This is a genomic window from Bacillus sp. TH30, assembly GCF_016650875.1.
Classification (GTDB): Bacteria; Bacillota; Bacilli; order Bacillales; family Bacillaceae_G; genus Bacillus_A; species Bacillus_A mycoides.
On the sequence record NZ_JAEKEY010000002.1, the window covers coordinates 854457 to 878175 of the forward strand.

Below are 23719 nucleotides of genomic sequence, written 5' to 3' on the forward strand. Positions count from 1 at the left end.
AACATGCTTTCATTATGAGAGCATGTTTTGTGATTTTTTTCACATTGTTTAGTTAAAAAATAAACTTTTTACTTACCATGATGTAACATTAAATCACTAAGTTCTTCTTCAATGTGATTTAATTTCGCAACTCCTTCTTTCCATTTATGAATATAACGTGAAATCCCAACGAAAAATAAAATAATAATTGTGGAAAGAATAATACCATAAACGATAGCTACAGTACTCATAGTTACACTTCCTTGTAATTAGTTATATTTTTATTATAAACCTTTTTCTTTTAAAATACTTCGATTTCAACTTTTTGTAACAAAATTGATTTTTCTAATATTTCATTCGTAAAAATGGCATATTTTTCACAAATTATACAAAACTTCACCATATGTACTATTACCACATGAGTTATATTGTTAAATAGGATAAAGTGAAATTTTAGTCAGTACGGGGTATCTATCCCACACTGATTATTAGCCCGCACCAACCAGGATTTTACGGACCGTTACTGTGGGATAAAGGGGATGAATACTATGACGACTTGGTTTATTGTAATGTTAGTTGTATTTGGAGCATTTAAAATTATTGTTTCTAGCCTTCCTAACTCTGCTATTGAATCCATTATTAGCAAGTACGAAACACATCCACAACTTGAAGAAGAGAATGTGACTGTTACAATCAATGGAAATAACTTAGAAGGCGAAAAGAAATCCAAAATTATTCATGATTTTAACGAAGGATTATTTTTAGATCGCTATTATGCACCACCACACAATGAAGGCACTCCTTTAATTATCAATGCAAAACGTGGCAAAAAAGATTTTACATTTTATATTTATAGTCATGAAGAGCATGTTGATGTAGTAAAACAACATAAAAAGAAGGTAGTTGCTTATAGTTTACGCTCTAAAAACCTTCAAAATAATGATATGTTCGTGTCAGCTGATTTAGCTTAATGCTCATATATTAGAAGAAGGAATCCATGGCACATAGATTCCTTCTTTCCTATTTACTGAAAAATAAGCTCTGTCTTCAAACTATCTTTCGGTAACAACCATCCTTTTTTCTCTATACTCGCCATTAATAATTCTCTTTGTTTTGTCGCGATACTTTCCTCATTTGTTTTAAACGACACTTCTATTACGAAGTCATCTTCTATCTTCCCGGTATTACTTAATGGCCAAATTTCAATATTCGTTTTTATATTTTCAAATTCACCTGTATACCGTTTCATTAATACAGGACCATAAATGTGAGAATCCTTCAGCATCTCTTCTCCCCAATTCGTATACAACCATTTGTTCATTTTTCCTGGTAACTTTTCTATTAACATATTTTGAGCAGCTTGTTCATTTGGTAAATCAAGTATCCCATATCCTTTAGCACTATAACTTTTCTTATTTGAAATACTTAATGTTTTCTTCTCAAATCCCCAATCTATTTCTGCCTCATAGTTATCAGTTTTACTATCAAATCCATCCTTTTTAGCCACTTCTAGTGCTTCTTGAATTACACCATTTTGAATAGGATATCTTTTTTTATATGTTAGCTCAAAATCTTTACTAAATTCTTTCTTTCGAATTCTCGCAAACCAACCTTCATTACTTAAATTTTTATTTGCCGTATCTAAAAATTGCACCTGTATTCTTTCATAATTTGTACCAGCCTGAAAATATTCTAGTACCTCTTGCTTCATCTCTTTGTTATAACCTAATACTTGTTCTGGCTTTAATAATAACTTCACTTCAAAACTAGGTTTCATTGGACTAGCAGCAAACCCTTCCTTAACATGATAAAGGAAACAACAAAAGAAAATACTTACGAATACAAATACCTTTTTCATATACCGATCTCCTTTACATTTTAAATTACTTCTATACGTTCCATAGTAAGCGAATACACATTTTCATATCCTGCTGTGCTTAGTTCTTGTTGTAATCGATCCGTATCCTCTTTCAAAGCATGTACTAACACCGTATGTTCTGGTAATAGTGTATTTAACATTTCCTTAACGTCACTTATACTTTGATGAACTTTATATGGAACTCGCTTCACCCTACATTCTTTACCTACACGTTCCTTCAAAACTTTTTCTGCAAAACTTCCTTTAGCAATATGTCCAGTAAAGATAATTGAATTTCGTTCTTCATGCCGAAGTTGTTCATAATACAACTGTGCTCGTTTCGTTTGCATATTCGCATCACTCATTACAACTATTCCGTAACTATTTTGCATACAAATGTCATTATCCATAACTATTATGTTTCTTTTTAAAACCTCCACAACCCGTTCAAGTTTTTCTTTATTTTTTAACCAATCTTTATATATGAACATCTCTTCAAATCCAGCCAAAATTTCTTTATCTACTATAATTGGAAGTTCTTTATATCGTTCATATAAATAAAATACTATATCTTGCGCCCTACCAAGTGAGGGCAGTGGTAGTAATGCTGTTCCTTTATTTTGAGCAACTCGTTCAATTTCTGCACATAATTCGTCTACTCGTTCCTTTTGTGAAACATCATCAGTGTGATAAGCGGCATCTACAATTGCAATTTTTATATCGCTTCGCAAATTTTCAGGTAAATTAGCTCGTAGTATATTAGATTCTGCTGAATAATCACCAGAATAAAATACGTATGTATTACACATATCCACTAAAAACCAAACAGCTCCTAATACATGCCCACTATACCCCCATTGAAACCGCAACGTTGGTGTAATCTGTATCCATTCATTTGGATTACTAATCTCATCAATACATACATAATTTAAATCTTTAATATTTTGATCGTTATAAGGTAAATTCCACCCTTTTGAAAGATTGTAGTTTCCCCATTTTTCAAAATAAGCTGGAAGTTGCTCCTTCGTATAACGAGTCGTCCAAATTTTTTTCTTATATCCATACCTCGTCAATAAAGGTAAACCCATCGTATGGTCTTCATGAATATGTGATAAAAATACTGCATCCAAAAACGGAACAACTTCTCTTTCTATTTTGGGATAACTATCCTCATATGATCGATTAATACCACAATCAAATACTATTTTTGTCTCTTTATTTTTTACAAAATAGCAGGAACGACCGTATTCTCCCGCTCCTCCCCATACTTCCATCCTCATCATGCTACCCCTTTTCGTTTTTGCTCCATATGTTGCAGAAGTAATAAGCACATTGTTGTAAGCCCAACAGAAACAACAGCCATTGCCATTCCTATAGATACTTCTCCTTGTTCAAATTGAGCAAAAATAAACGTTGCTGACGTTTCTACTGATGGAGGTAGTACGAGAAGCGATGCTACTAACTCTCTTATCGAAATCGTAAATGTCATCGCCCATCCAGCAAGAATTCCTGGAATAATAAGCGGCAATATTATTTTTCTAAAAATATAAATATAATTCCCGGAAAAAATACTTCCTGCCTGTACAAGAGAATCATCAATTTGTCCGAGCGATGCTTTTACATACTGCACCGTATAAGGTAAAAAGAGAACAACATACGTTACGATAACCATGACTGGTGTATTGTAAATTGACATAGGCATATAGGGTGAATTCCAAAATAAAATAAGCCCTACAACCATCACTATTCCTGGTACCATATTCGGTAACATGCCGCACATATCAAGCCATTTTTCAGAGGACTTTTTCCCCTTTCGAATCATAAGCGCCAAAAATACGCCAATAATTACAGCAACAATCGCCGTTACGAGTGAAAAAAGAAAACTGTTCCATAAAGCTTCTAATCCCGGAGAACCAATTGTAAATAATGCTTCATAATGGCTTGTTGTAAAGTTATTAAAATGTAAGCCACCGCCTCTTAACTTCGACAAAGAAGCAATAAGTATAGAAAAGTATGGGATTCCAATTGCTACTATTAGTAAGCCAATTACATAAACCCATGCTATAACGCGCGCAAATATAGACAAAGTATACCTTTTAGATTTCACACCTTTTCCACTAACCATTGCATATGTATACTTTCGATTCAATACATTTTGCATATACCAAATGAGCATACACGCACTAAGTAATAAAGAAGATAATGCTGTGGCACTGCCAAAATCAATCGGCCAACTAGAGATAAATTTATGAATCTCAGATGTTAACACATGGAATCCTATTCTACGTCCGAATGTAGCTGGTGTTCCAAATTCAGCAATCGTCTTTACGAAAATGAGTAAAGCACCCATTACATAACTTGATAACAATAACGGTAGTATTATTTTTCTTAAACGATAGAAAAAACTTCCACCATGAACTGCTGCAGCTTCTTCTTTACTACTCCCAATCTGAAGTAACGTGTTTTTCAACATGAAGTAAAGGAATGGGAATAAATGCAGACTCATAATTAAAACCATACCGCCTAAACTAAAAAACGATGATGAAATCGGCTTTAAAGCCGGAAAAAATTGTTCAAAATAACCGTTAGGTTGCATGAATAAAATCCAGCCCATCGATCCGATATAGGGCGGGGTCATAAATGGTATCATAAAAACAATATCTAACTTACTATACTTTCCTACATCTGTTTTGCTCATAATGAACGCCAATGGAAATGCAAATATTGTAGCTCCTATTACAACGAGTACGCCTAGAAGCATCGAATTTAGAAAAATCCCAGCTAATCCACCACCCTGCATAACTTCAAAAGGCTTTAAAAAATTCCAACTGCTATTTTCATATACACTAGAAAATAAAATGAGAAAAAGCGGAATGACGATTAACATCGCCACAAGTAACAACGCTACTGTCATTCCAACTTGTCTTACTGATACGAATCGATTTACCATGTAATCACCATCTTATTGAAATACTTTCTTAAATTGTTTTGCTATTTCATCTTGTTCTTTCTCAACTGTTTTCCAATCAATATTTAATACTGGAATCTCTTCTACATTTGGTCTATTTTCAGCTTTTATATCTTTTCTACCTGGCAACAAATACGCTTTAGAAACTTGTTTTTGCACATCATCTGATAATAAATAATCAATAAACTCTTTTGCACCTTCTACATTTTTACTATCCTTCATAATGCCTGCTGCACGTGGACTAATGACTGTTCCGCTTTTTGGATATACGATATCAACCGGTTCACCCTTTGCTTTTGCACTGTACGTCATATAGTCAACACCCGCGATTACCATATCTTTCGCACCTGTTACAACTGGGTCTAACGCTTCTTGGTTTGCCCCAGCTACTGTAACTTCATTTTTCTTAAGCTGTTCAAATAAATTCCATCCATCTTGTCCATTCTTTTTCACATATCCTGTTACAAAGTCTAAAGCTGAACCTGAAAGTGCTGGATCTGGAAGATTCACTTTCCCTTTCCATTCTCCTTTCGTTATATCGCTCCAATCTTCAGGTGCTGTCTTCACATTTTTTGTGTTATACACAATTCCTAATGCTGAAGCACTATATCCAAAATAATGTCCTTTATCATCCGACCATTCAGAACGAAGCTTATCAGCTTGTTTTGCTTCTTTATAAGCTAACGTTTTCCCATCTTTTTTTAATCCTTCCATCGCTGGTAAAGAAGCAAGTACGACAACGTCAACGACTGGATTTTTCTTTTCAGCCTCCATTCTTGCTAAAATCTTACCTGTTGTCCCTTGAAACATTTCTACTTTTATCCCTGTTTTCTTTTCAAAGTCCTTTTGAATTTTTTCTGCTAATCCTTTTGGTCCTGCACTATATACAACAATTTTCTTTTCATTAGCGTTTTTATTTTTTGCATCTACACTGCCTGTCTTTGAGCTACAACCTGTTACTACAGCAGAAAATAGTAAAGTACATACAAATAAAGACTTAAGCGAACTGAATTTCTTCATACGATTCTCCCCCTATATGATGAATACATTTTTTTGGTACATATAACGATACCGGTTTACCAACGCTTAGCTTACTATTGTGATAAGCTGTCCATACACCGAGTGTCCCCATGTTTACTTTCACTTCATAACGTTCTCCTACATATGTAACGTGCTGAACTTCACCTGTATACATTTCGCACAAGTCATTTTTTGTCCAGCTCACATGCTCTGGACGAATCATTTTTTTCCCCTCTACAAGCCAATTTGCCTTACCAACAAATTTTGCAACAAATTCATGAGACGGTTTCACATAAATGTCTTCTGGTGTTCCTTTTTGTAATACTTCACCCTGCTTCATGACAATAATTTGGTCTGACATTGACATAGCTTCTGTTTGATCGTGCGTTACATACAATGCCGTTAAACCAATGGAATGAACGATGTCCATAAGTTCTAATCGCATTTCTTCTCGCAAAATTGCATCGAGTGCACTTAACGGTTCATCGAACAAAATAAAATGAGGTTTCGTTACAATTGCTCTAGCAAATGCGACACGTTGCTGCTGTCCACCTGAGAGTTCATGCGGATATCTTTTCTCCATACCTTGCAAACGAACTCGCTTTATCGCATCTTCTACCTTTTCTCTTAATTGATTCGTTTGCTTTGTAGCCCTTAAACCAAATGCAACATTTTCAAATACAGTCATATGCGGCCATAAAGCAAAATCTTGAAATACCATGCCGATATTCCGCTCATGAGGTGATGTTTTTATCTTTTTAGCAGAAGAATACATGCACTTATCTCCAAAATATATTTCACCTTTATCCGGTTCCTCAAGCCCTGCAATCATTCTAAGTAAAGTCGTTTTCCCGCATCCTGAAGGTCCTAAAAGTGTGGTGAATTCCCCTTTTTTCATTACAATCTGTAACGGCTTTAACGCCTGTGTTTTCCCAAATGCCTTTTCTAATCCATGAATTTTAATATCCATCGTTTCACCTCTCTCCCCTCATTCTTAACCTGCTTTCATTCTATCTGGAAGTTTTATACTGAATGTTAATGTACTGTAAAGATTAAATTAAAAAATCTCTAATAAACTATTTATTTCTATAGATTTTTTCTATAGTTAGAAGAAAAAGGGGCCAACTTATCATGAATCTCTTAAAATTAGAAATTGTAGTGCTTATTAAGAAATACAAAAAGCTTACTATTGTTGCAGAAAAACTTGGCGTTAAACAACCTACTATTACGTTTCATATAAAAAGCTTAGAAGAGGAACTTGGTGTGCCTTTATTTGAATTACGTTCCGGAAGGTATTTCTTAACAGAAGCTGGTGAAGCGTTGCATCATTATGCTTGTAAAATAGATGCACTTATGAAAGAAGCTAGGCGGGTCACACAAGAGTTTAAAGATTTTAATAAAGGTGCTATAACAATTGGTGCTAGTTATGTACCCGCGACTTATCTTTTACCAGAAGTTGTTCACCAATTTCAATGCGAATTTCCAAATATAAAAATAACACTCATAGTAAAAACAGCTCCTGAAATTCGAACGATGCTACAAAATCATGAAATTGATCTCGGGGTAATTTCTGCGGCACCGTTTGACGAACCACTTCTAAAACAAATAAATGTAATGCCTGATACACTTGTTCTTGCCTTTTCCAAAGAACATCATCTTTCTAAAAGAACGAATGTATCATTACAAGATATCGAAAAAGAACGTATATTATTGCATCGTAACCCATCTACAACGAGAGATTTACTTACACAATGGACGTTAGCACATAACATTACATTCCAATCAGAAATTGAACTAGATTCATTAGAAACGATGAAACAAATTTTAAAATATGGTAATGGGGTTGCCTTTATTTCAAAACTTGCTATTGAGCAAGAAGTACAACGAAATGAGCTATGCTATATACCAATCCCTGATTTTGAATTTCAGCGTAATATTTATACCATTCATCATGAGGACAGATGGAATTCTAAAATAATTTCTTTTTTACTACATAGCATTACTTCTTTTGCAGAAAAAAATTAAAAGGCTGTCGTTATACACGACAGCCTTTTAAACTATAACTCTATTTGTTTTTCTTATCCTCAATTTTTGCTTGTGCCTCTTCAGCCTTATCTAATGCTTCTGAAACTTTTTTCTCTTTTTCTTTTACATCATCTATACTATCAACAGCTTTAATTAATTTATCGATTCCTTCTTCATTTACCTTTTTTCGTTTCGCTACTCTTTCATTTACTTTCTCTTCCACATCTTTTGCTTTTTGAAGCATATTCTCTGCATTTGATGTCACAGCTTTTTCAAGTGCATCATCTTTTTTCTTTTGTAACACTTCATTTGCAATATCTTTCGTTTCTGAATACTTACCGTCTTTTAATGCTGTCGCACCGTGATCTAGTAACTGAGCAACTTCTTTATATGCCTTCGCTTCATTTCCTGATTTCTCTTTTTCCGCTTTTTCAAACCACATAATCGCATCACTATATTTTTCATTTTTCAATGATTGCATACCTGTTTCAATATACGTGTCATAATTACTACATCCAGTCATTACGACTAACAGAAAAAGCATTACAAAACTTAATTTTCTCATGATGTTTTCTCCTTTTCTTTGCCTGCTCACTTTACTGTAACATACATGAAAAGGAGTTTCAAAAACTAAAATACTAATTTGGTCATTTTTATTATTTCCAGTCAATTTTTTATTACTTTCTTATTTTTAGGCCGACACATCCACTTGCTTTTTCGCCACTTGCTTTCTTACTCCAACTAATACAACTAACAATAACCCTCCACCTAATGTCATCATAACAATGCTAGTCGGTAACATATCTAATAATAATCCATATACAATCATTCCAAGCGGTGCGATTGCAGTAGAAATTGTTTCAAGTAGACCGAATACACGTCCTAAATAGTTTGGATCTGTCGTCTTTTGCATATGTACTTGCATCGGGATATTTACAACCATCATTGATATACCAGTTAAAATCATAAAAGTGATATAGTAAATAAAACTTGCTACTTTCGGAATGATAACTAACAACGGAAAGACTGTGCATAAACTCAAGCCCGCAAATAAAAACAGTCCAATATAAACAGAGCGAAACGGATTATTCACTTCTTTACGTACTGATAAAACAATTGCACCAATTAGCATCCCGACTGCTAACATTCCCTCTACAACACCGAGTTGCTTCGAGGATAAATGCAAATTTTTAATAATAATATATGGAAGCGAAACGAAAAGTGCACTCGCAAAAAAGTTTACCCCTACTGCAATTTTCATTAAACCATATATTTCATGCTGTCGTTTCACATATGAAAAACCTTCTTTTATACTCGTCAAGAAATGCTCTTTACTTTCGGCCAATTCTTTTTTATATAAATCAAATACGATGAATAATTGTACAATAACTGCTAAAAAGAATGTAATACTATTTAACAGGAAAAATGTTTTGATTGAAAAGAAACCAAATACAACTCCTCCAATAATCGGCGCTAAAATATTCGATAAAGATGATGCCGTCTGATTTAAAGCACTCGCTTTTTGAATACGCTCCTCATCTACTAAATTAGGAATAGACGAAGTTAATGAAACAGAATAAAAACTTGCACAAATTGATAATAATGCCGCTGATACATAAATAAACAGAAGTGATGGTCCAAATATAGTAGCAAGAATAAACATGATAAGCATTGTTAAGCTACTTAATAAATCAGTGCCAATGACAAGCCATCTTCGGTTCACGCGGTCAGCTACAGCACCTGCAATTGGCCCACAAATCATTCTTGGTATTGATCCACAAATGAGCGTAGTTGCAAACCCCATACCTGAACCAGTTGTTTTTAATACGTATAACCCCATTGCAAACGTATAAATACCCGCTCCTAGCAATGACGTCATCTTTCCAATCATCATTAAAATGATATTTCTCGTTGCAATCTTCATTTTCGAATCATTTGGAACTATACTTACATCCCCCATTATGATACTCTCCCCTTAAAAGTTAAATTGTGTTAAACTTATTATATAATCAACTTTCTAATTTTTACAACAAAAAGTTTAATTGTATTTAACTTTTTAATTATAAAGGAGCATGTGATGTCTACTCTCGGCGAAAAAATTAAAACGTTACGAAAAGAAAAAAGCTTACTCAAACTGAGCTAGCGGGTTCAGAACTGACAAAAAGTATGTTAAGTCAAATTGAAAATGGAAAAGCTACACCTTCCATGAAAGCATTACAATATATCGCTAATAAACTTGGATGCGAAACGAGTTTTTTACTAGAAGAAGATGATGTAGAAATTGTAGAACTCATTCAAAAAATGGAGCCATTAATAAAGGCAAATAAATGTGATGAAGTATATGAGACTTTACTACCTATCGTTCAAAAAGAGCTACCACTTACTTTAAATACAGCACGTTTATATAAACAGTTCATAACTGGAGCGGCTATTATGAACGATTATAATATTGAACATTACGTCGAAACCGCTATTTCTATATTTGAAAAATATACTTTATATCGAGAAAGCACTGACACGAAACTACTGTTTTACTATATGCTCTTCAAACGTAAAAAATATAAAGAATGTTTACAAATGATTACCACTATTCGTGATGAATATAAAACGAAGAATTTAGAAATGGATCTTATTACGCATATACAATTATACTTAAAAGAAGCAATTATTTTACTCGCATATGGTGATTATGAAAAATGTGAAAAAGCCATTTTTGATGCACTTGCATTTTCAAAAAAACATCAAGTGTATTATAAAACAGATGATTTTTATCGTATTTTATCTTATCAAAAAATCATTACAGCTGATAAAGAACGATATTTATATTACATAAAAAAATCTGAGCAATTTGCTATATTTACAGAAGATACTTTATCCACTGCAAATATAGATATATTAAAAGCTTATTACTACAACACCGTTACGAATGAATATACAATTGCATTAGAGCATCTAGAGCAATTTCGAGAAAAACTAAAAAACGAGCCAATTTTTCAAGACAATGGACTGTATTATCTTGAAAAAGGAAAATCTTTATATGGTTTAAAACGTTACGAGGAAGCTTTGGAAACATTACAACGTGCTATCATACCAAATTATATGAGCCATCCGCTTGATCAATCATGGTTATTAACAGCTGGATCTTATCGTGCCCTTTGCTATATAGAACTTCAAGATAAAAAATCTGCTCTGAAAGAAGCAAAAGAAGCAGTTCAAGCGATAGATGACTACCCGGATTCCATCTTCTCTTCATTTATTAAAGAAACATTACAAATAATACAAAAACTTTAAAAATGTCTCGAAATGGTATATTATTCCTCTTTTTTTGCAAAGATAATAATGATGGGAGGAATATAAATGAATATACAACGCGCAAAAGAGCTTTCCGAGTCATCTGAAGAAGCCAATGTCAGTTTCCAAGGCATGCCTGTTATGATTCAACACGTTGACGAAAGCAACGAAACCGCCCGCATATATGAAGTAACAAATCCAAAACGCGAATTAACTGTTCCAGTTAATAGCTTAGAGGAAATATAAAAAATGCCACTTCAATTTTTTGAAGTGGCATTTTTCTTTTATTATATATATTTCATCACTGGTTTTTCTTGTTTAGTAAACCGTACAGCCCAATACAAATTACAATGAGACCTACTATGCCAAAGGCCAGTTTCTCAAATAAATCTCTTGTTTCATGACTCCTAACTTCTACTATACTTTTGTTTTGTCGTTCAATTTCATTTTGGTCTGTTTCTACTCGCTCTCCATATACTAACAATCGATATTTACTAGATGTATATGGTTCACATGTAAGTAATGTAACTCTATCTTGTCCTTTTATTACACTCAATTTATCAACTTGATTTGGAGCAATTATCTCACGCCCAATTACTTTATAAACAAGTTGTTTCCCTAGTACACTGACATAAAATGTGTCGCCATCAACTAATCGATCCAGGTGGCGAAACATCGTTGCGCCGTGATATCCACGATGTCCTGCTAATACAGCGTGCATATCTTGTCCACCGATTGGTAAAGAAGTCCCTTCAATTTGTCCGACTCCTTTACTCAAGTTATCTTGACTTGCTCCTAAGTATAATGGTAACTCTTCATCTATTTTCGGAATTGTAATTGTACCAAATACTTCATCTTTATTTATAAAATCTAACTGTTCGTTATTTACTTTTATATCATGAACAAATGGATCATTCATTTTAAAAGTAGTTCTACCTAATAAGCTATTATATGCTTCCATCCTACGAAATTTCTCATTAACATCTTCTACTTTTAAATTAGCAACCATTTTCTCATAACTTATTACTCTTGTTTTATATACATAATTGTTTATATAATTAGCAACCGTTGGGTATATAAATAATGAAAGCCCTACGAGGAACAATAATAAACTTATAAATCCCCTTCACACACACTCACCACTCAATACATACTATTTTCGTTTTTTTAAATAAATCATTAGAAGGACGATACAAATAATAACAATAGGAAAAACGATCATCCAATCTTCTAAAATGAAAGGTTTTGTAATCATTTCTTTTGCTCCAGCATCATATGGAACCCGGTGTCCTCTCACTAATAGCCTATGCGTATTCACTCCATAAGGGGTGCATGTAATTAACGTTGCATAATCTTGACCTTGTACAACTAATAAATCTCCTGTTTCATTTGGTAATACAACTTTTATTTGATCTACCTTATAGGCAAGTACTTTATCTAATGAATGAATATAAAATATATCGTCCTTTTCAACTTTATCTAAATGAGTAAACATTAGTGCTGAAGGTAAACCACGATGCCCCGTTAAAACTGTATGCGTATTTTCTCCCCCTACTGGTAATGAAGATTCGTTCAGTTGTCCAACTCCGCGGGTTAGTACGTCTTCAGTCGTCCCTTGATAAATCGGAAGATTCACATCAATTTTTGGAATTTCTACATATCCCATAACATCACCGATATTTAACATATCTATATGCGAACTTTTGTTCTCATCACTATTTTCATGAAATGGGTCCGAAAATGTTTGCATCGTACTTTGAACTTTTTCATTATATTCCCGTGCTTCTTTCTCCTTACGTTCAATTTCTTCTTTTTGTAAATTACTTATTGCTTCATCGTACATACTTACTTCCGAATAGTGCGTTCTCGCTGCAAACCAATTACTTGCAATCGGATATAAAAATATACTTAAGCCTAGCAAAAATATACTTCCAAAAATAATATTTCGTTTCATAACAGCCTCTTTCGCTACGGATAAAATGTGGAAAAGAGGAAAGCAATATGCCTTTCCTCTTTTCCAAACTCAATTATTATAAAAATATTAATTAAGAATTCTTTACAGGTTTCTTTCTAAAGAAAATAAACGCCGCTGTCACCATTAATAACAAACCAACTACTGTGAATAAAACTGTTCCTATACCACCTGTTTGTGGGATAATCCAGCCGCTTTTATTGTTCTCTACTTGTAGCTCTATTTTTTGATGTTTTTCATCAATCTTAATCTCAATCGGATCTCTTAATTTTTGATATTGCTCTACTGATCCGTCTTCATCTTTATACTTTGGTGCTACTGTTTCAACAATTTGATATTCACCATACGGGATTTCATTCCACGTAATAATACCATTTGCATCGGTGATATCATCCATTTTCTTCTTGTTTACTGTTACAACATTCCCCTTTTTATCTCTTAATTCTAACCTTGCGCCTTCTAATTTTAAATTCTTATTCTTACCATCAATTTTTTCAATTGTAATATTTCCCATAGTCGGTGTAACCAATACTTCATTAGATGGTTTCCCATCTTTTTCTGATGAAATATCATCTTTATTTACAAAATCAAGTACTGCTTTGTTCGGAATTTCTACTCCAGATTGAACATCACTTTTCATTTTTGCAGTAATTTGCAAGTGTAATTCTTTCCCTGTTACTTTCGAAAAATCTTCCACTGAAGCAATAACCTTTTGTCCAGCAACAATTACATTTACAATACTCTCATCAATCTTTTTACCATCAATCTTTACAATCGGTGTCCCAACAATCTCTAAACGATCATCTAAAACGTCAGTTACGACATAATTTTTATACGTTTGAATATCCTCAGGAAGCAATGTTTTAATATCATATGTATACTCTGTTTCACGATTTATTCCCGCATTTTTTGAACTATCATTAATCGTTTTTTCAATTGTAGGTTCTTTATAGTTTTTTACATCTTTTTCTAATTTAACCAGTTTACCAGTTTCTTTAATAGAAAAAAGATATTCTTCTTTACTTGTTAAATAACCTTTCGGCGCTTTTTCCTCTATAAAATAGTAATCTCCATATTCTAAAGATTCTACACGAATCTTACCATCTGTTCCCGTTACTAATGGTTTTGGTGTTTTTACTTGTGTACTCGTGCCATCTTTATTTTTTTCAAATAAGTGGAACTCTGCATCTGGTAATACTTTGTCCCCTTCACCTTTTTTCATTAATTCTACTGAACCACGTTTCGTTTCATTCTTTGGATAAATATGAACATCGTAATTTAAATCTTTACCATCTGCACTTGTCATTGGAATATCAACTATAAAAGTAGTCTTATCTAACGCAATATGTTTTGGACCTTCAATTGCTTTTACTTCATAACGTCCTAGCGGAAGATCTTTAAAAACAGCTTCCCCTTTCGCATCTGTTATCTTTGTAATTGCAGCGTCTTTTACTGGATTTTCCTCTTCTTTTATAACAGTTCCATCATTTGAAATCTTTTCAAATGACTCAATTCGTTTAATTTCAAAAGTTACACCTTCTAAAGGCTTTGCATCTTCCGGAACAATTTGTCCTTCTTTCCCATTACCTTCTGAAGTTGTTTTAGCATCTTTACTTTGTTCAAACTTGTGAATCGTTAAAGTACCTGTACTTCTAGATTCCGCACTAACAATCATGTTAGATAGCGTTGAAAAAGCTAACATACCAATTAAAAATAAACTAAAAATCTTTTTCATAGTTGCCCACTCCCTATCATTTCTATTGCTTTTGTTCTATCTATCTTTCACTGTTTCTCTTTCTAACAAAGAGGAACAATGTAACAAACATCAATATTCCACCCATTACATAATAAATAATTGTCCCTGTTCCACCAGTCTCTGGAATAACGAATTCACTCTTCTTATTTACTACTCTTATTTTTTGTGAATTCATTCCAGGCTTCACTTCTATTTCTACTGGCTCTCTCATCAACATATATCCTTTTGGTGCTTGTACTTCTTTTAATGTATATTTGCCAACTATTAATGGAGTAGAAGTTGCCAAACCATCTTTATCGGTTGTTAATTTACATACTATATTTCCACCTTTACTTATCACTTCAAATACTGCGCCTTCTAATTTGAGATTTTCATCGTTCGCATCTACTTTTTCAATCTCAAATCCCCCTAATGTTGGTGGTACTACAAATACTTCATTTGATACGGATTTCTTCTGATCAAACAGTAACTCCGCTTTATTTGGAATACCACCATTCGCATTGTATTTCGTTACTATATCTGCATTTACATTAGCATTTAGCATTGACTTAATGTGCATTGTATAAGATTGATTCGCAAGATAATTATAATTTCCGTCCCGCTTTGGTAACTCAATACTTACGTTCTTTAATTGTTCATCAATTTGCGGTATAACTTCTATGGCCTCTCCATCACTGTTTACAAGTTGTACTTGTAGGATAGTTAAAATATCTTCTAAGTCATCCTGTAATACCACTTTTTCAAGGTTCATGACATCATTTCCAAAATTATAGTTTACATGCCATGTAAACTCTTCACCTACACTTTGTAATGTCGCCTTTTCCACTTCTATTTCATCTGCGTCCGAAACCATTTTACTCACCTTAGGTTCCTTTGCTTCCACATGCGTTTTTACATTCGGTTTTTGTGGTGGTAAATCTTCATTATCTGGTGTTTTCCCCTCAACAACCGCTATGTTCTCAATTTCTTTCGTTTTTAATGCGTCTTGCGTAACTTTCACTTTAAAAGTTACCATTCTTTCTTCCGTATCAAGCACGTCACCAAAGTTTACTTTAATCGTATTATCCTCATACGCCCCTGCATCTTCGTCAACTGCGTCTGTCAGTAAATTCCCATTCACTTTCATACTACCAGCTACATACTCTACACCTTCAGGAAGTTTATCCATTAGACGCATATCTTTAATAAGTCCATTTTCTACCTTATTTCGAACTTTAATTTGATACTCAAATTCATCATTGACATGAACTTTTTCTTGCCTCATATCAATAATCTCTTTCTTCGATTCTAGTTGTCCAGACAACGGGTCGACTGGTGTTTCAACTTCTGGCTTCTCCTTATCGGCCGAACTATCAGTCTCAACTATCGCTATATTCTTTACTTTCTTATTTGCCATTTCTGGTTTTACAACAATTTCAAACGTGATTGCTTTCTCTTCCTCGCCTTTAAGGTCGCCGAAATGAGCATAAATTGTTCCATTTTTTATATGTGCATGATCTTCATCTTCAACATCCGTTTGTTCCTTCCCGTTTATCTTTAACGTGTTTGGAACATATTCTACTCCTTCAGGAAGTTTATCCGTAATTTTAACTGATTTTAAGAGAGAATCTGGCACACTATTTTTAGTATGAATTGTATATTCTAGTTTGTCGCCAACTTTCAGCGTACCACCGTTTATATCTTTAGCTAGTTTAGTAGCTATTAACTTACCGTGTTTCTCTTCTCGTTCAGGTAATACTTTAACTACTACTTTATTAGAATCGTTAGCTTCAACCTGACTTCCTGTTAACTCATCAATCCCTTGAACAACAGCGATATTAGGAATTTCTGTTTCCACCTTTTCTCCCCTTAATTTCGCTTTAAATTCAACGGTTGTCTCAGGTGTTTTATCCGTATAGATTCCACCTTTCGTAGCATTTGCTCCTTCACCAATTCTTATCGTTAACTTTCTTGTCTTTGCATTATAATCAACCTGTTCTGTTTGATCTCCCGCATTCGGACCAGAAATAATTTTCACCGAATCTGGTACAAATTCTAGACGCGAATCTAAAACATCTTCAATTTTTGTATCAACAGAACTCGAATTCGGTTCAATGTTTTTCACCCGTAAACGATATGTAACTTCATCACCGGGATCGTACTTTTCTTTTGTATCTATTACTTCCTTATCGATTACAAGCTCTGGCGCTGTTGCATTTACTGCAAAGGCTAATGTATTTAATACGTAATCATCACCAGATGTCGCAGCTTTTAAACGTATTTCCTTTTGATTTGGTTTAATATATCCTGCCGGTAGCTTTATTAAATCTGCATCAACCCCTAAATTATTTTTATAATCTGGGTTAAATGTACCTGGATACTTATCTCGCATATGTTCCTCATATTCAGAAATAGTGGAATTAAATATATTACCTGTCGGATTCAGCTTATCCGTAACTTCCTTCCAGGTGTTATCTGTATGAACAAAGAGTTTATCACCTTGCCAATATCTATCTCCTTGAACAGCGAAAACAGAAACTTTCGGATCTAAATCTCCAGTTTTTGAAGCAATAAAGTTTTTCATCGTGAATTCTTTTTCACCAGATCCAGTAGCTCTTTTCAATCCACCATCATACACAGTAAATGCTTTTCTAGTTTTTGACTTATCTTTCGTGATTACTAACATGTACCAACCAGCAAAAGAATAATACCCAGAATTATATGCAAGTTTTGTATTTGGATAAGGAATATTTGCTACAGTATAGCTTCCTCCTTTTGCACTAGAAGACTTTAAAAGCCCTGTAACATCTGTATAGTTAGAATAATAAGTACCATCAATACCGAAACCATAAAGCAAGCCACTTCCGTAATACGTATTACTTGGTGATACTTGAAAGCTCTTCCCGACCGGTGTAGTAAACTTAACTGGTGCCACATATTGCTGTTGCGTTAATTCGTAACGTGTTGAACTCCAATATAACCCAGCCCATTCGATTTCAGCATCCTCTGGAACAGGAATATATGCTTTAGATGAATTTGTAGTTGTTGGGTCGTCATCCACATCAATTAATTCACGTGTATAACTATTCGGTGTTGTCCCGTAAGTATACGTTATATCCGAATACAATGCCGTTTGTTTCTGAGCTTCAGTAGCTTTAATACCTAAATTCACATTCCCAGTAGAATACATATCACCTTTATGAATAGATTGATAGGTTGGTGTATCAAAACCTTCTTCATCTGTAACTTCTGCCCTTACTCTATCCATTGGTTTAAAAAACTGTAACTGCGATAATAGTAAAAATAAGCTCATAACAACTACAAATACATTTAATATTTTTTTATTTTCTTTTATCTTATTGTGCAAAGAGGTCACCTCCTTAATTAAAATCCATTAATATATTATACGAATATATTTTATACGTATTATTCTAATATAAAATATAAGATTCGTTAACAAAATATGTGATAAATTACTAATTTATACATTTTTATATAAAGATTTTTAGATTCATTATAAGTGTTTAATAATAATTAAATTTCGAATATAAAATAGAAACTTCATACTTTTTCTCCTATTTATGATATTCTACACAACACGAATTACTTAATAATTATAAGGTAATATAAAAAAAATTATCGCTGGTTACTTACAATTAACACAAATAACATTGGAAGAGCAAAATATTCAAAAGAAACCAACACAAGTATGCTGGATTAAAATTTGCGGCCTAAAAAAAGAAAAGAAGCCTCATGCTTCTTTTCTTTTTATTACGTGCTAAAATACAAACTATGAACTGATTTTAAAGGGGGAAAACGTATGGAGAACACTCCACAAGAAACTAGTCCTTATTATGCAGTTATATTCACTTCTAATCTATCCAATGATACAACAGACTATAATGCTGTTGCCGAAAAAATGGAGGACTTTGCGAGACAGCAACCTGGATTTCTAGGCGTAGAAAGCTCACGTGATTCATCTGGCCTAGGAATTACAATTTCTTATTGGGAATCACTCGAAGCAATTGAAAATTGGAAAAAGAACGCCTTACATAAAGAAGCGAAAAAAAGAGGCCGTGAGCAATGGTATGAAAACTTCCACCTGCGTATCTGCCTTGTTGAGAAAGAATATAAGTTTCATAGAGATACATTGTAACTATGAAGAAAAAATTAGCTCTCGTTTCTGTTCATGAAATATACGGTGTGAACGATCATATGCATCATGTTATTGACCACTTCACTACATCTCATATAGATGTATTCTGTCCTAATCTTCTACAATTACAACAGGCATTTCATTATAGTGATTCATAAAAAGCATATCAGCATTTTATGAATCACATTGGATTTGATGATGGAAAAGAGCAAATTGAGGACCTCATTACTAGCCTTTCCAATAGTTACACACATATAGGACTTCTCGGTTTTAGCGTTGGGGCAACAATCGCTTGGCTCTGTAGTACCAATTCAAAAATAGATTTTATCATTGGTTGTTACGGTTCTCGTATACGCGACTATGTTCACGTGAAACCTTCGTGTGCTACATTACTTATTTTCCCTGAACAAGAAACTAATTTTTCAGTATCCTCCTTAATGAAAGCATTGCAGCAACAAAGGAATCCGCTATTAGAAATAAAACAACTACATGGCGAACATGGATTTTTAAATCCATCCACAGTAACATATAACGAACAATCTACAACGCAAGTATACAAAATAATAGATTCGTTTCTTATGAAAACTATGTTGTAAAGGAGTTGCATATGCCACTAACATTACTATTGCTCATATTCATAATCATTCCCTTCATTTCAGCATTAGCTCTCATTTTTATGACGGTTAAAAAAGGAAATTTTCTAAACCGACCATACTTACAATCATTCATCGTATGTGCTCTATTTTTTGCGAATTGGATATTATATTTAACAAATTTTTATTCATTGCTACCTGAGAAGGTTAGTCGATTTATATTTCTACCTATTTGGTTTTTCCTTTGCGTTTTAGGCTTTATCGTTTTCGCACGCGAATGGAAAAACAATCGTGTTTTTTCCATATCTATCGGTTTTCTTTCTTTTATTAGTTTTCTATTTGGATTATTGTTGTTAGTTCTTTCGGGAATGTGACTGTGCAATGGTAGTAAAAACCTAATCGCTTTATTTCATTAACAGCTTTGACCTGAACTTGGTATAGTACCAAGTTCAGGCCTTTTAATTTCTCCTTAATTTTTATGTAATTATTATATCTCATCTATTTAACACTCTCTTCTTGAAATCATTCCACATTCTTTTAAACTTAGAGATTCATAGTACTAAAGAATTGCTCAGCTGCTTCATTCTCCTCAATATACTTTTGAAGTCGTATATTCATGATCCCCATATAATCATACCAATTTTAATGAATTCATTAATCACTTTTTAACAATTGAACTATCTTATCTTAAACAAATTGAAACTATATGGCATTTTCTTAATGATTGTAAAACCATTGTAAAAATTATAAATCTTTATATCTTATTATTTACATGTACAGTTAAATGGATCATTATCTTTATTGAGAAGGCCTCTCAATAATAAAATAACAGGGAGAAAAACATGAAAACAAAAATTTTTTCTATTATTACAGCTTTAACTTTAATGACATGTTTCGCTATACCAACATTAGCAGCATCTAGTAGTTACAGTTTTAAAATGGACTATCGAGTGGTGGATGGTAGTAAAAACAAACAGTTCCACACACTGTCTAAAGGAAGTGTATATATCAATGGGAGCGCATATGTATATTCTACTGATGGAGGAGCGATGGGACCTTACGATGTGAAATATACTCTGTACAGATCTGCATGGGGTTCGGATCCTAGTTATGGAACAGTTAATGGCGGCATAAATAAATCTTTCTCTGGTGCATACAATGTTGATACAAATTCAAATGAATACTACTTATTTATTTGGAAAACAAATGACGATGGACAGAATGTAAAAGGGAACGGAAAAATATCTAATTAAAATATTGCTACTAAACTATGATGTCTAATAATAGACATCATAGTTTAAATATGAAAATATGAGGGATTTTAAACATGCTAATTGACTTTGATGGTTTTATTCTTATTGGAGCATTTATTATATGGTTATTTTTACTCCTCTTTTTTAAGTTACACCTAAAAAAGAGGAACATGTACTTACTATTTTTTTCAATATTTTATTTGTACCTTTGTGTAGTACTTAATTATACTCAATTCCCAATTATTATAGATGAAAATATGAAAAAAGAAATTGGACAAAATGTTTGGAGAGATGCTAATTTTATACCATTCAACACGGAGCATTTCGCTATAACAACATCATTACTTAATATACTACTAACAATTCCTTTTGGCTTTGGTTTTCCTTACATAAAAAAGACGAATTTCAAACAAGTTGTTTTATCAGGAATTGTCTTAGGGTTCTTGTTAGAAAATCTACAACTTTTATCAGCACTTTATGCCGGATTCACTTTTCGATATGTCGATATAAACGATGTAATTTTTAATTGTATGGGTGTCATTTTAGGGTATGGTATATCAAAAGGCTTTACCCTTGTGTATAGAACATTTATACACAAACTTGATATTAAATTGAATTCCTTTTTAAGATATATTTATGAAACGAACAATTCCTCAACATGACTTCCCTTTTACATTAGCATGTTCTATAACGTTTTATAGAACATTATAAAGCAAGAAAAATAGAAGAAAGAAAAGCCTTCATTCAACTTTTCTTCCTTCTATTTTTACCTTTAGATTTTATTGTCATAGTTTCACAAGGTGTGTAATAAATTTGAGGTGTCGCCTTATCAACAAACATCATAAACGTAATAAATCCGATAATAAAAAAAATAAACAACGTTAACAATATTGCTCCTATCGTTAAAAGTATCATAACACCACCCCTATATATTTCATGTTATTACACCTTTCGCTATTATATGAGCTGAATCCTTTTTAGAAAAATAAACGTAACAAAATAATTACAATGACTCCTGTTAATACTGTTCCTAATAAACTACGAGTATATATCGCTACGAAGAATGTCGGGATTGCCGCAATGATATAATCCCACTGCACTGTCTCATGCATAAATAATACTTGTGCTAAAAGTGCTGCTAATATCGCAATTGGTATGTAATTTAACCATTTTAAACCCCAGTCTGGAATTTGTAGTTTACTAAATACGAGAAGAGGTAAAATACGTGGTACGAGTGTGACAGCTCCGGCTGCTAGTAAAAGGAATAATACGTCCAATCTTACTTCCATTTTTCAATCACCACCCCGATTGTCGCAGCTAAAAGTGTTGCGATAATAACTGCTATACTATCTGGCATAAATAAGTGTGAAACGTATGCGATAATAATCGCTACAATTGCAACACTTAGATGAATGGCTAGTTTCGGTTTACTACTTATTAGCTGAAGTACAAATAATCCGATAAACATCGCTGGTAACGCATAATCCATTCCGTACGTATGAGGATCTGGTATCCACTCTCCAAAAAGCCCTCCGAGAACTGTAGCTAAAATCCAATTTAAATATGCTGTTACATTAAGTCCCATCATCCATTTCTCGCCTAAATGGCCTTTTTGTGCTGCTTGTTGCACTGCAACGCCGAAAGTTTCATCTGTAATTTGCGAACCAATTATTAAATTTTTAAAAAGAGGTATCTTGGTGAAGTAAGGTGCGAGTGCAGCACTCATTAATAAGTGACGTAAATTAACAAAGAACACAGTAAAAATAATTGCCGAGGCTGGGGCACCCGCTGCATACATACCCGCTAATATAAACTGAGCAGAACCTGCGTAAATTAATGTGGACATAAAAGCAATTTCTATGATCGAGAAACCTGCTGTTTTCGCAATAACGCCAGCCGCTATACCGATGCTCAAATATCCAAATACAGTTGGTAAACAATCCTTTACACCTTGCTGAAATGAATCATTGCTCTGCAGTGTCATATGTGCTTGAGCTTTATTCACCATTATCTCCCTCCATTTCTTCTATAGTACGTTTTCCTGTTACAACATGAACTAAATCTATGTTTTCACGCCATAATGTATCTAATTTATCAGCTCCAAACTCCTTCGTAATCTCTTCCACCATAATGTCGTGCCGAACATATTCTGTAGCGACGAGAACTAAAGCTGGATCATACGTTGTAACGGCCCATGAAGTGCTATCATTTGAAAAGTTAGCAATTAATACTTCTTCCCCATCACGCGCGATAACAGTTAAATGACCACCCATTCTCTTTTCAACGACGTGAGGCGTCATATAATTATGGTGAAATGTCGCTCCTATTTTTGTTTCTGGAGCACCAAATAAAATTGAAAAAATATGTACGCCTTCCGCTTCCTTTTGATGAATCAATGGCTCAATCTCTTGCACTTGATCTTCCCATACAGAAATCCATAACTCTTCCTTTGCTCTATTAATTATATTGCATATTTCTTTCAAAACACGATCATTTGAGCGAATATGCGAAATTACATCAATTTGTCGCTCCTGCTCTAAACAATTTAATTTTCGGTCTAAAAATTCAAATGATTTCTCGAAATCTTTTCGCATTCGATCCATTAATTCAGTAGCTGGTACTGGTACATATTTCACTGGTTCAGAAGGAACTAAATGTACTGCACCTTTATCCATCAACTTGCCAAGTACTTCATAAATCATTGAACGGGGTACTCCTGTTTGTTTACTAACTTCATAACCTGTTACTGGGGAATGTTTTAATAAACCAATATACGCTTTACATTCATACTGGGAAAAACCTAACTTTTGTAACTCCTTTATTATTTCATCCATCGGTAACCCCTCACAATTTATATAGCTCTAATTTC

General features: G+C 33.5%; 24 protein-coding genes and 2 pseudogenes. 9 read left to right on the forward strand and 17 right to left on the reverse strand.

Annotated elements, in window-relative coordinates; genetic code table 11:
* Positions 1 to 68: 68 nt before the first annotated feature.
* Both JFU20_RS06510 and JFU20_RS06515 read right to left on the reverse strand, forming a co-directional pair.
* Positions 69 to 230: a hypothetical protein gene (locus JFU20_RS06510; protein WP_002011945.1), complete on the reverse strand. Its 162-nt coding sequence runs from the start codon at positions 228 to 230 to the stop codon at positions 69 to 71.
* 50 nt (positions 231 to 280) lie between these two features.
* Positions 281 to 397, reverse strand: coding sequence for a hypothetical protein (locus JFU20_RS06515; protein WP_002011946.1), 117 nt, complete (start codon positions 395 to 397; stop codon positions 281 to 283).
* A 130-nt stretch (positions 398 to 527) separates the two neighbouring features.
* On the opposite strand from JFU20_RS06515, the gene JFU20_RS06520 reads away from it, so the two are divergent.
* Positions 528 to 950 carry a YfmQ family protein gene (locus JFU20_RS06520; RefSeq protein ID WP_002011948.1) on the forward strand — a complete coding sequence of 141 codons (423 nt, stop codon included), beginning with the start codon at positions 528 to 530 and terminating at the stop codon, positions 948 to 950.
* A gap of 53 nt (positions 951 to 1003) precedes the next feature.
* Here the strand turns inward: JFU20_RS06520 and JFU20_RS06525 are convergent, their stop codons facing one another.
* The 5 genes from JFU20_RS06525 to JFU20_RS06545 are packed head-to-tail and all read right to left on the reverse strand — an operon-like array spanning position 1004 to position 6795.
* The gene (locus JFU20_RS06525) at positions 1004 to 1837 is read right to left on the reverse strand and encodes a hypothetical protein (protein WP_201038490.1); all 834 of its coding nucleotides are present in this window, start codon (positions 1835 to 1837) and stop codon (positions 1004 to 1006) included.
* A gap of 20 nt (positions 1838 to 1857) precedes the next feature.
* The gene (locus tag JFU20_RS06530) at positions 1858 to 3120 is read right to left on the reverse strand and encodes an MBL fold metallo-hydrolase (protein ID WP_201038491.1); all 1263 of its coding nucleotides are present in this window, start codon (positions 3118 to 3120) and stop codon (positions 1858 to 1860) included.
* Positions 3117 to 4787, reverse strand: coding sequence for an ABC transporter permease (locus JFU20_RS06535; RefSeq protein WP_002011952.1), 1671 nt, complete (start codon positions 4785 to 4787; stop codon positions 3117 to 3119). The genes JFU20_RS06530 and JFU20_RS06535 overlap by 4 nt, the downstream gene beginning before the upstream one ends.
* Positions 4788 to 4799: 12 nt before the next feature.
* Positions 4800 to 5825 (reverse strand): ABC transporter substrate-binding protein, encoded by a 1026-nt coding sequence (locus JFU20_RS06540; RefSeq protein WP_002166023.1) that lies wholly within the window; start codon positions 5823 to 5825, stop codon positions 4800 to 4802.
* Complete coding sequence (locus JFU20_RS06545; RefSeq protein ID WP_002011954.1) at positions 5803 to 6795, reverse strand: ABC transporter ATP-binding protein; 993 nt, start codon at positions 6793 to 6795, stop codon at positions 5803 to 5805. The genes JFU20_RS06540 and JFU20_RS06545 overlap by 23 nt, the downstream gene beginning before the upstream one ends.
* A gap of 161 nt (positions 6796 to 6956) precedes the next feature.
* Between JFU20_RS06545 and JFU20_RS06550 the strand changes: the two genes are divergently transcribed.
* Positions 6957 to 7850 (forward strand): LysR family transcriptional regulator, encoded by an 894-nt coding sequence (locus JFU20_RS06550; protein ID WP_002166024.1) that lies wholly within the window; start codon positions 6957 to 6959, stop codon positions 7848 to 7850.
* A gap of 40 nt (positions 7851 to 7890) precedes the next feature.
* Here the strand turns inward: JFU20_RS06550 and JFU20_RS06555 are convergent, their stop codons facing one another.
* Both JFU20_RS06555 and JFU20_RS06560 read right to left on the reverse strand, forming a co-directional pair.
* Complete coding sequence (locus JFU20_RS06555) at positions 7891 to 8415, reverse strand: DUF4398 domain-containing protein (RefSeq protein WP_002166025.1); 525 nt, start codon at positions 8413 to 8415, stop codon at positions 7891 to 7893.
* A gap of 126 nt (positions 8416 to 8541) precedes the next feature.
* Positions 8542 to 9810, reverse strand: coding sequence for an MFS transporter (locus JFU20_RS06560; RefSeq protein WP_002011962.1), 1269 nt, complete (start codon positions 9808 to 9810; stop codon positions 8542 to 8544).
* Positions 9811 to 9927: 117 nt separating this feature from the next.
* Here JFU20_RS06560 and JFU20_RS06565 point away from each other — a divergent pair.
* Together JFU20_RS06565 and JFU20_RS06570 are read left to right on the forward strand one after the other, a co-directional pair.
* Positions 9928 to 11141, forward strand: a pseudogene (locus JFU20_RS06565) (helix-turn-helix domain-containing protein).
* Positions 11142 to 11207: 66 nt separating this feature from the next.
* Positions 11208 to 11387 (forward strand): H-type small acid-soluble spore protein, encoded by a 180-nt coding sequence (locus tag JFU20_RS06570; protein ID WP_001025736.1) that lies wholly within the window; start codon positions 11208 to 11210, stop codon positions 11385 to 11387.
* Positions 11388 to 11442: 55 nt separating this feature from the next.
* Here JFU20_RS06570 and JFU20_RS06575 read toward each other — a convergent pair whose 3' ends face one another.
* The 4 genes from JFU20_RS06575 to JFU20_RS06590 all read right to left on the reverse strand — a co-directional run bounded on the left by JFU20_RS06575 (position 11443) and on the right by JFU20_RS06590 (position 18215).
* Complete coding sequence (locus JFU20_RS06575; RefSeq protein ID WP_201039220.1) at positions 11443 to 12258, reverse strand: class C sortase; 816 nt, start codon at positions 12256 to 12258, stop codon at positions 11443 to 11445.
* A gap of 36 nt (positions 12259 to 12294) precedes the next feature.
* On the reverse strand, positions 12295 to 13095 hold the full coding sequence (locus JFU20_RS06580; protein ID WP_002166027.1) for a class C sortase: 801 nt from the start codon (positions 13093 to 13095) through the stop codon (positions 12295 to 12297).
* Positions 13096 to 13186: 91 nt separating this feature from the next.
* Entirely contained in the window at positions 13187 to 14848 is a 1662-nt protein-coding gene (locus JFU20_RS06585) for a SpaA isopeptide-forming pilin-related protein (protein ID WP_201038492.1), read from the reverse strand.
* Positions 14849 to 14888: 40 nt separating this feature from the next.
* Complete coding sequence (locus JFU20_RS06590; RefSeq protein WP_201038493.1) at positions 14889 to 18215, reverse strand: isopeptide-forming domain-containing fimbrial protein; 3327 nt, start codon at positions 18213 to 18215, stop codon at positions 14889 to 14891.
* Positions 18216 to 18668: 453 nt separating this feature from the next.
* On the opposite strand from JFU20_RS06590, the gene JFU20_RS06595 reads away from it, so the two are divergent.
* From JFU20_RS06595 to JFU20_RS06615, 5 genes and pseudogenes are all read left to right on the forward strand, one after another.
* Positions 18669 to 19004 (forward strand): antibiotic biosynthesis monooxygenase family protein, encoded by a 336-nt coding sequence (locus tag JFU20_RS06595; RefSeq protein ID WP_201038494.1) that lies wholly within the window; start codon positions 18669 to 18671, stop codon positions 19002 to 19004.
* Positions 19005 to 19006: 2 nt separating this feature from the next.
* Positions 19007 to 19600 (forward strand): annotated as a pseudogene (locus JFU20_RS06600) (dienelactone hydrolase family protein).
* An 11-nt stretch (positions 19601 to 19611) separates the two neighbouring features.
* Positions 19612 to 19971 (forward strand): hypothetical protein, encoded by a 360-nt coding sequence (locus JFU20_RS06605; RefSeq protein ID WP_002135440.1) that lies wholly within the window; start codon positions 19612 to 19614, stop codon positions 19969 to 19971.
* A 468-nt stretch (positions 19972 to 20439) separates the two neighbouring features.
* A complete protein-coding gene (locus JFU20_RS06610; RefSeq protein WP_002011979.1) occupies positions 20440 to 20850 on the forward strand; it encodes a hypothetical protein in 411 nt (136 codons plus the stop codon).
* Positions 20851 to 20924: 74 nt separating this feature from the next.
* Positions 20925 to 21512 carry a VanZ family protein gene (locus JFU20_RS06615; RefSeq protein ID WP_002011980.1) on the forward strand — a complete coding sequence of 196 codons (588 nt, stop codon included), beginning with the start codon at positions 20925 to 20927 and terminating at the stop codon, positions 21510 to 21512.
* Between the two features lie 82 nt (positions 21513 to 21594).
* On the opposite strand, the gene JFU20_RS06620 is transcribed toward JFU20_RS06615, so the two are convergent.
* The 4 genes from JFU20_RS06620 to JFU20_RS06635 form a co-directional block, all read right to left on the reverse strand.
* The gene (locus tag JFU20_RS06620; RefSeq protein ID WP_002011981.1) at positions 21595 to 21765 is read right to left on the reverse strand and encodes a DUF3951 domain-containing protein; all 171 of its coding nucleotides are present in this window, start codon (positions 21763 to 21765) and stop codon (positions 21595 to 21597) included.
* A 62-nt stretch (positions 21766 to 21827) separates the two neighbouring features.
* A complete protein-coding gene (locus JFU20_RS06625) occupies positions 21828 to 22139 on the reverse strand; it encodes an AzlD domain-containing protein (protein WP_002086437.1) in 312 nt (103 codons plus the stop codon).
* Positions 22130 to 22858: an AzlC family ABC transporter permease gene (locus JFU20_RS06630; protein ID WP_033715719.1), complete on the reverse strand. Its 729-nt coding sequence runs from the start codon at positions 22856 to 22858 to the stop codon at positions 22130 to 22132. Before JFU20_RS06630 ends, JFU20_RS06625 begins: the two co-directional genes overlap by 10 nt.
* Positions 22848 to 23684: a TrmB family transcriptional regulator gene (locus JFU20_RS06635; protein WP_002011985.1), complete on the reverse strand. Its 837-nt coding sequence runs from the start codon at positions 23682 to 23684 to the stop codon at positions 22848 to 22850. The genes JFU20_RS06630 and JFU20_RS06635 overlap by 11 nt, the downstream gene beginning before the upstream one ends.
* Positions 23685 to 23719: the final 35 nt, after the last annotated feature.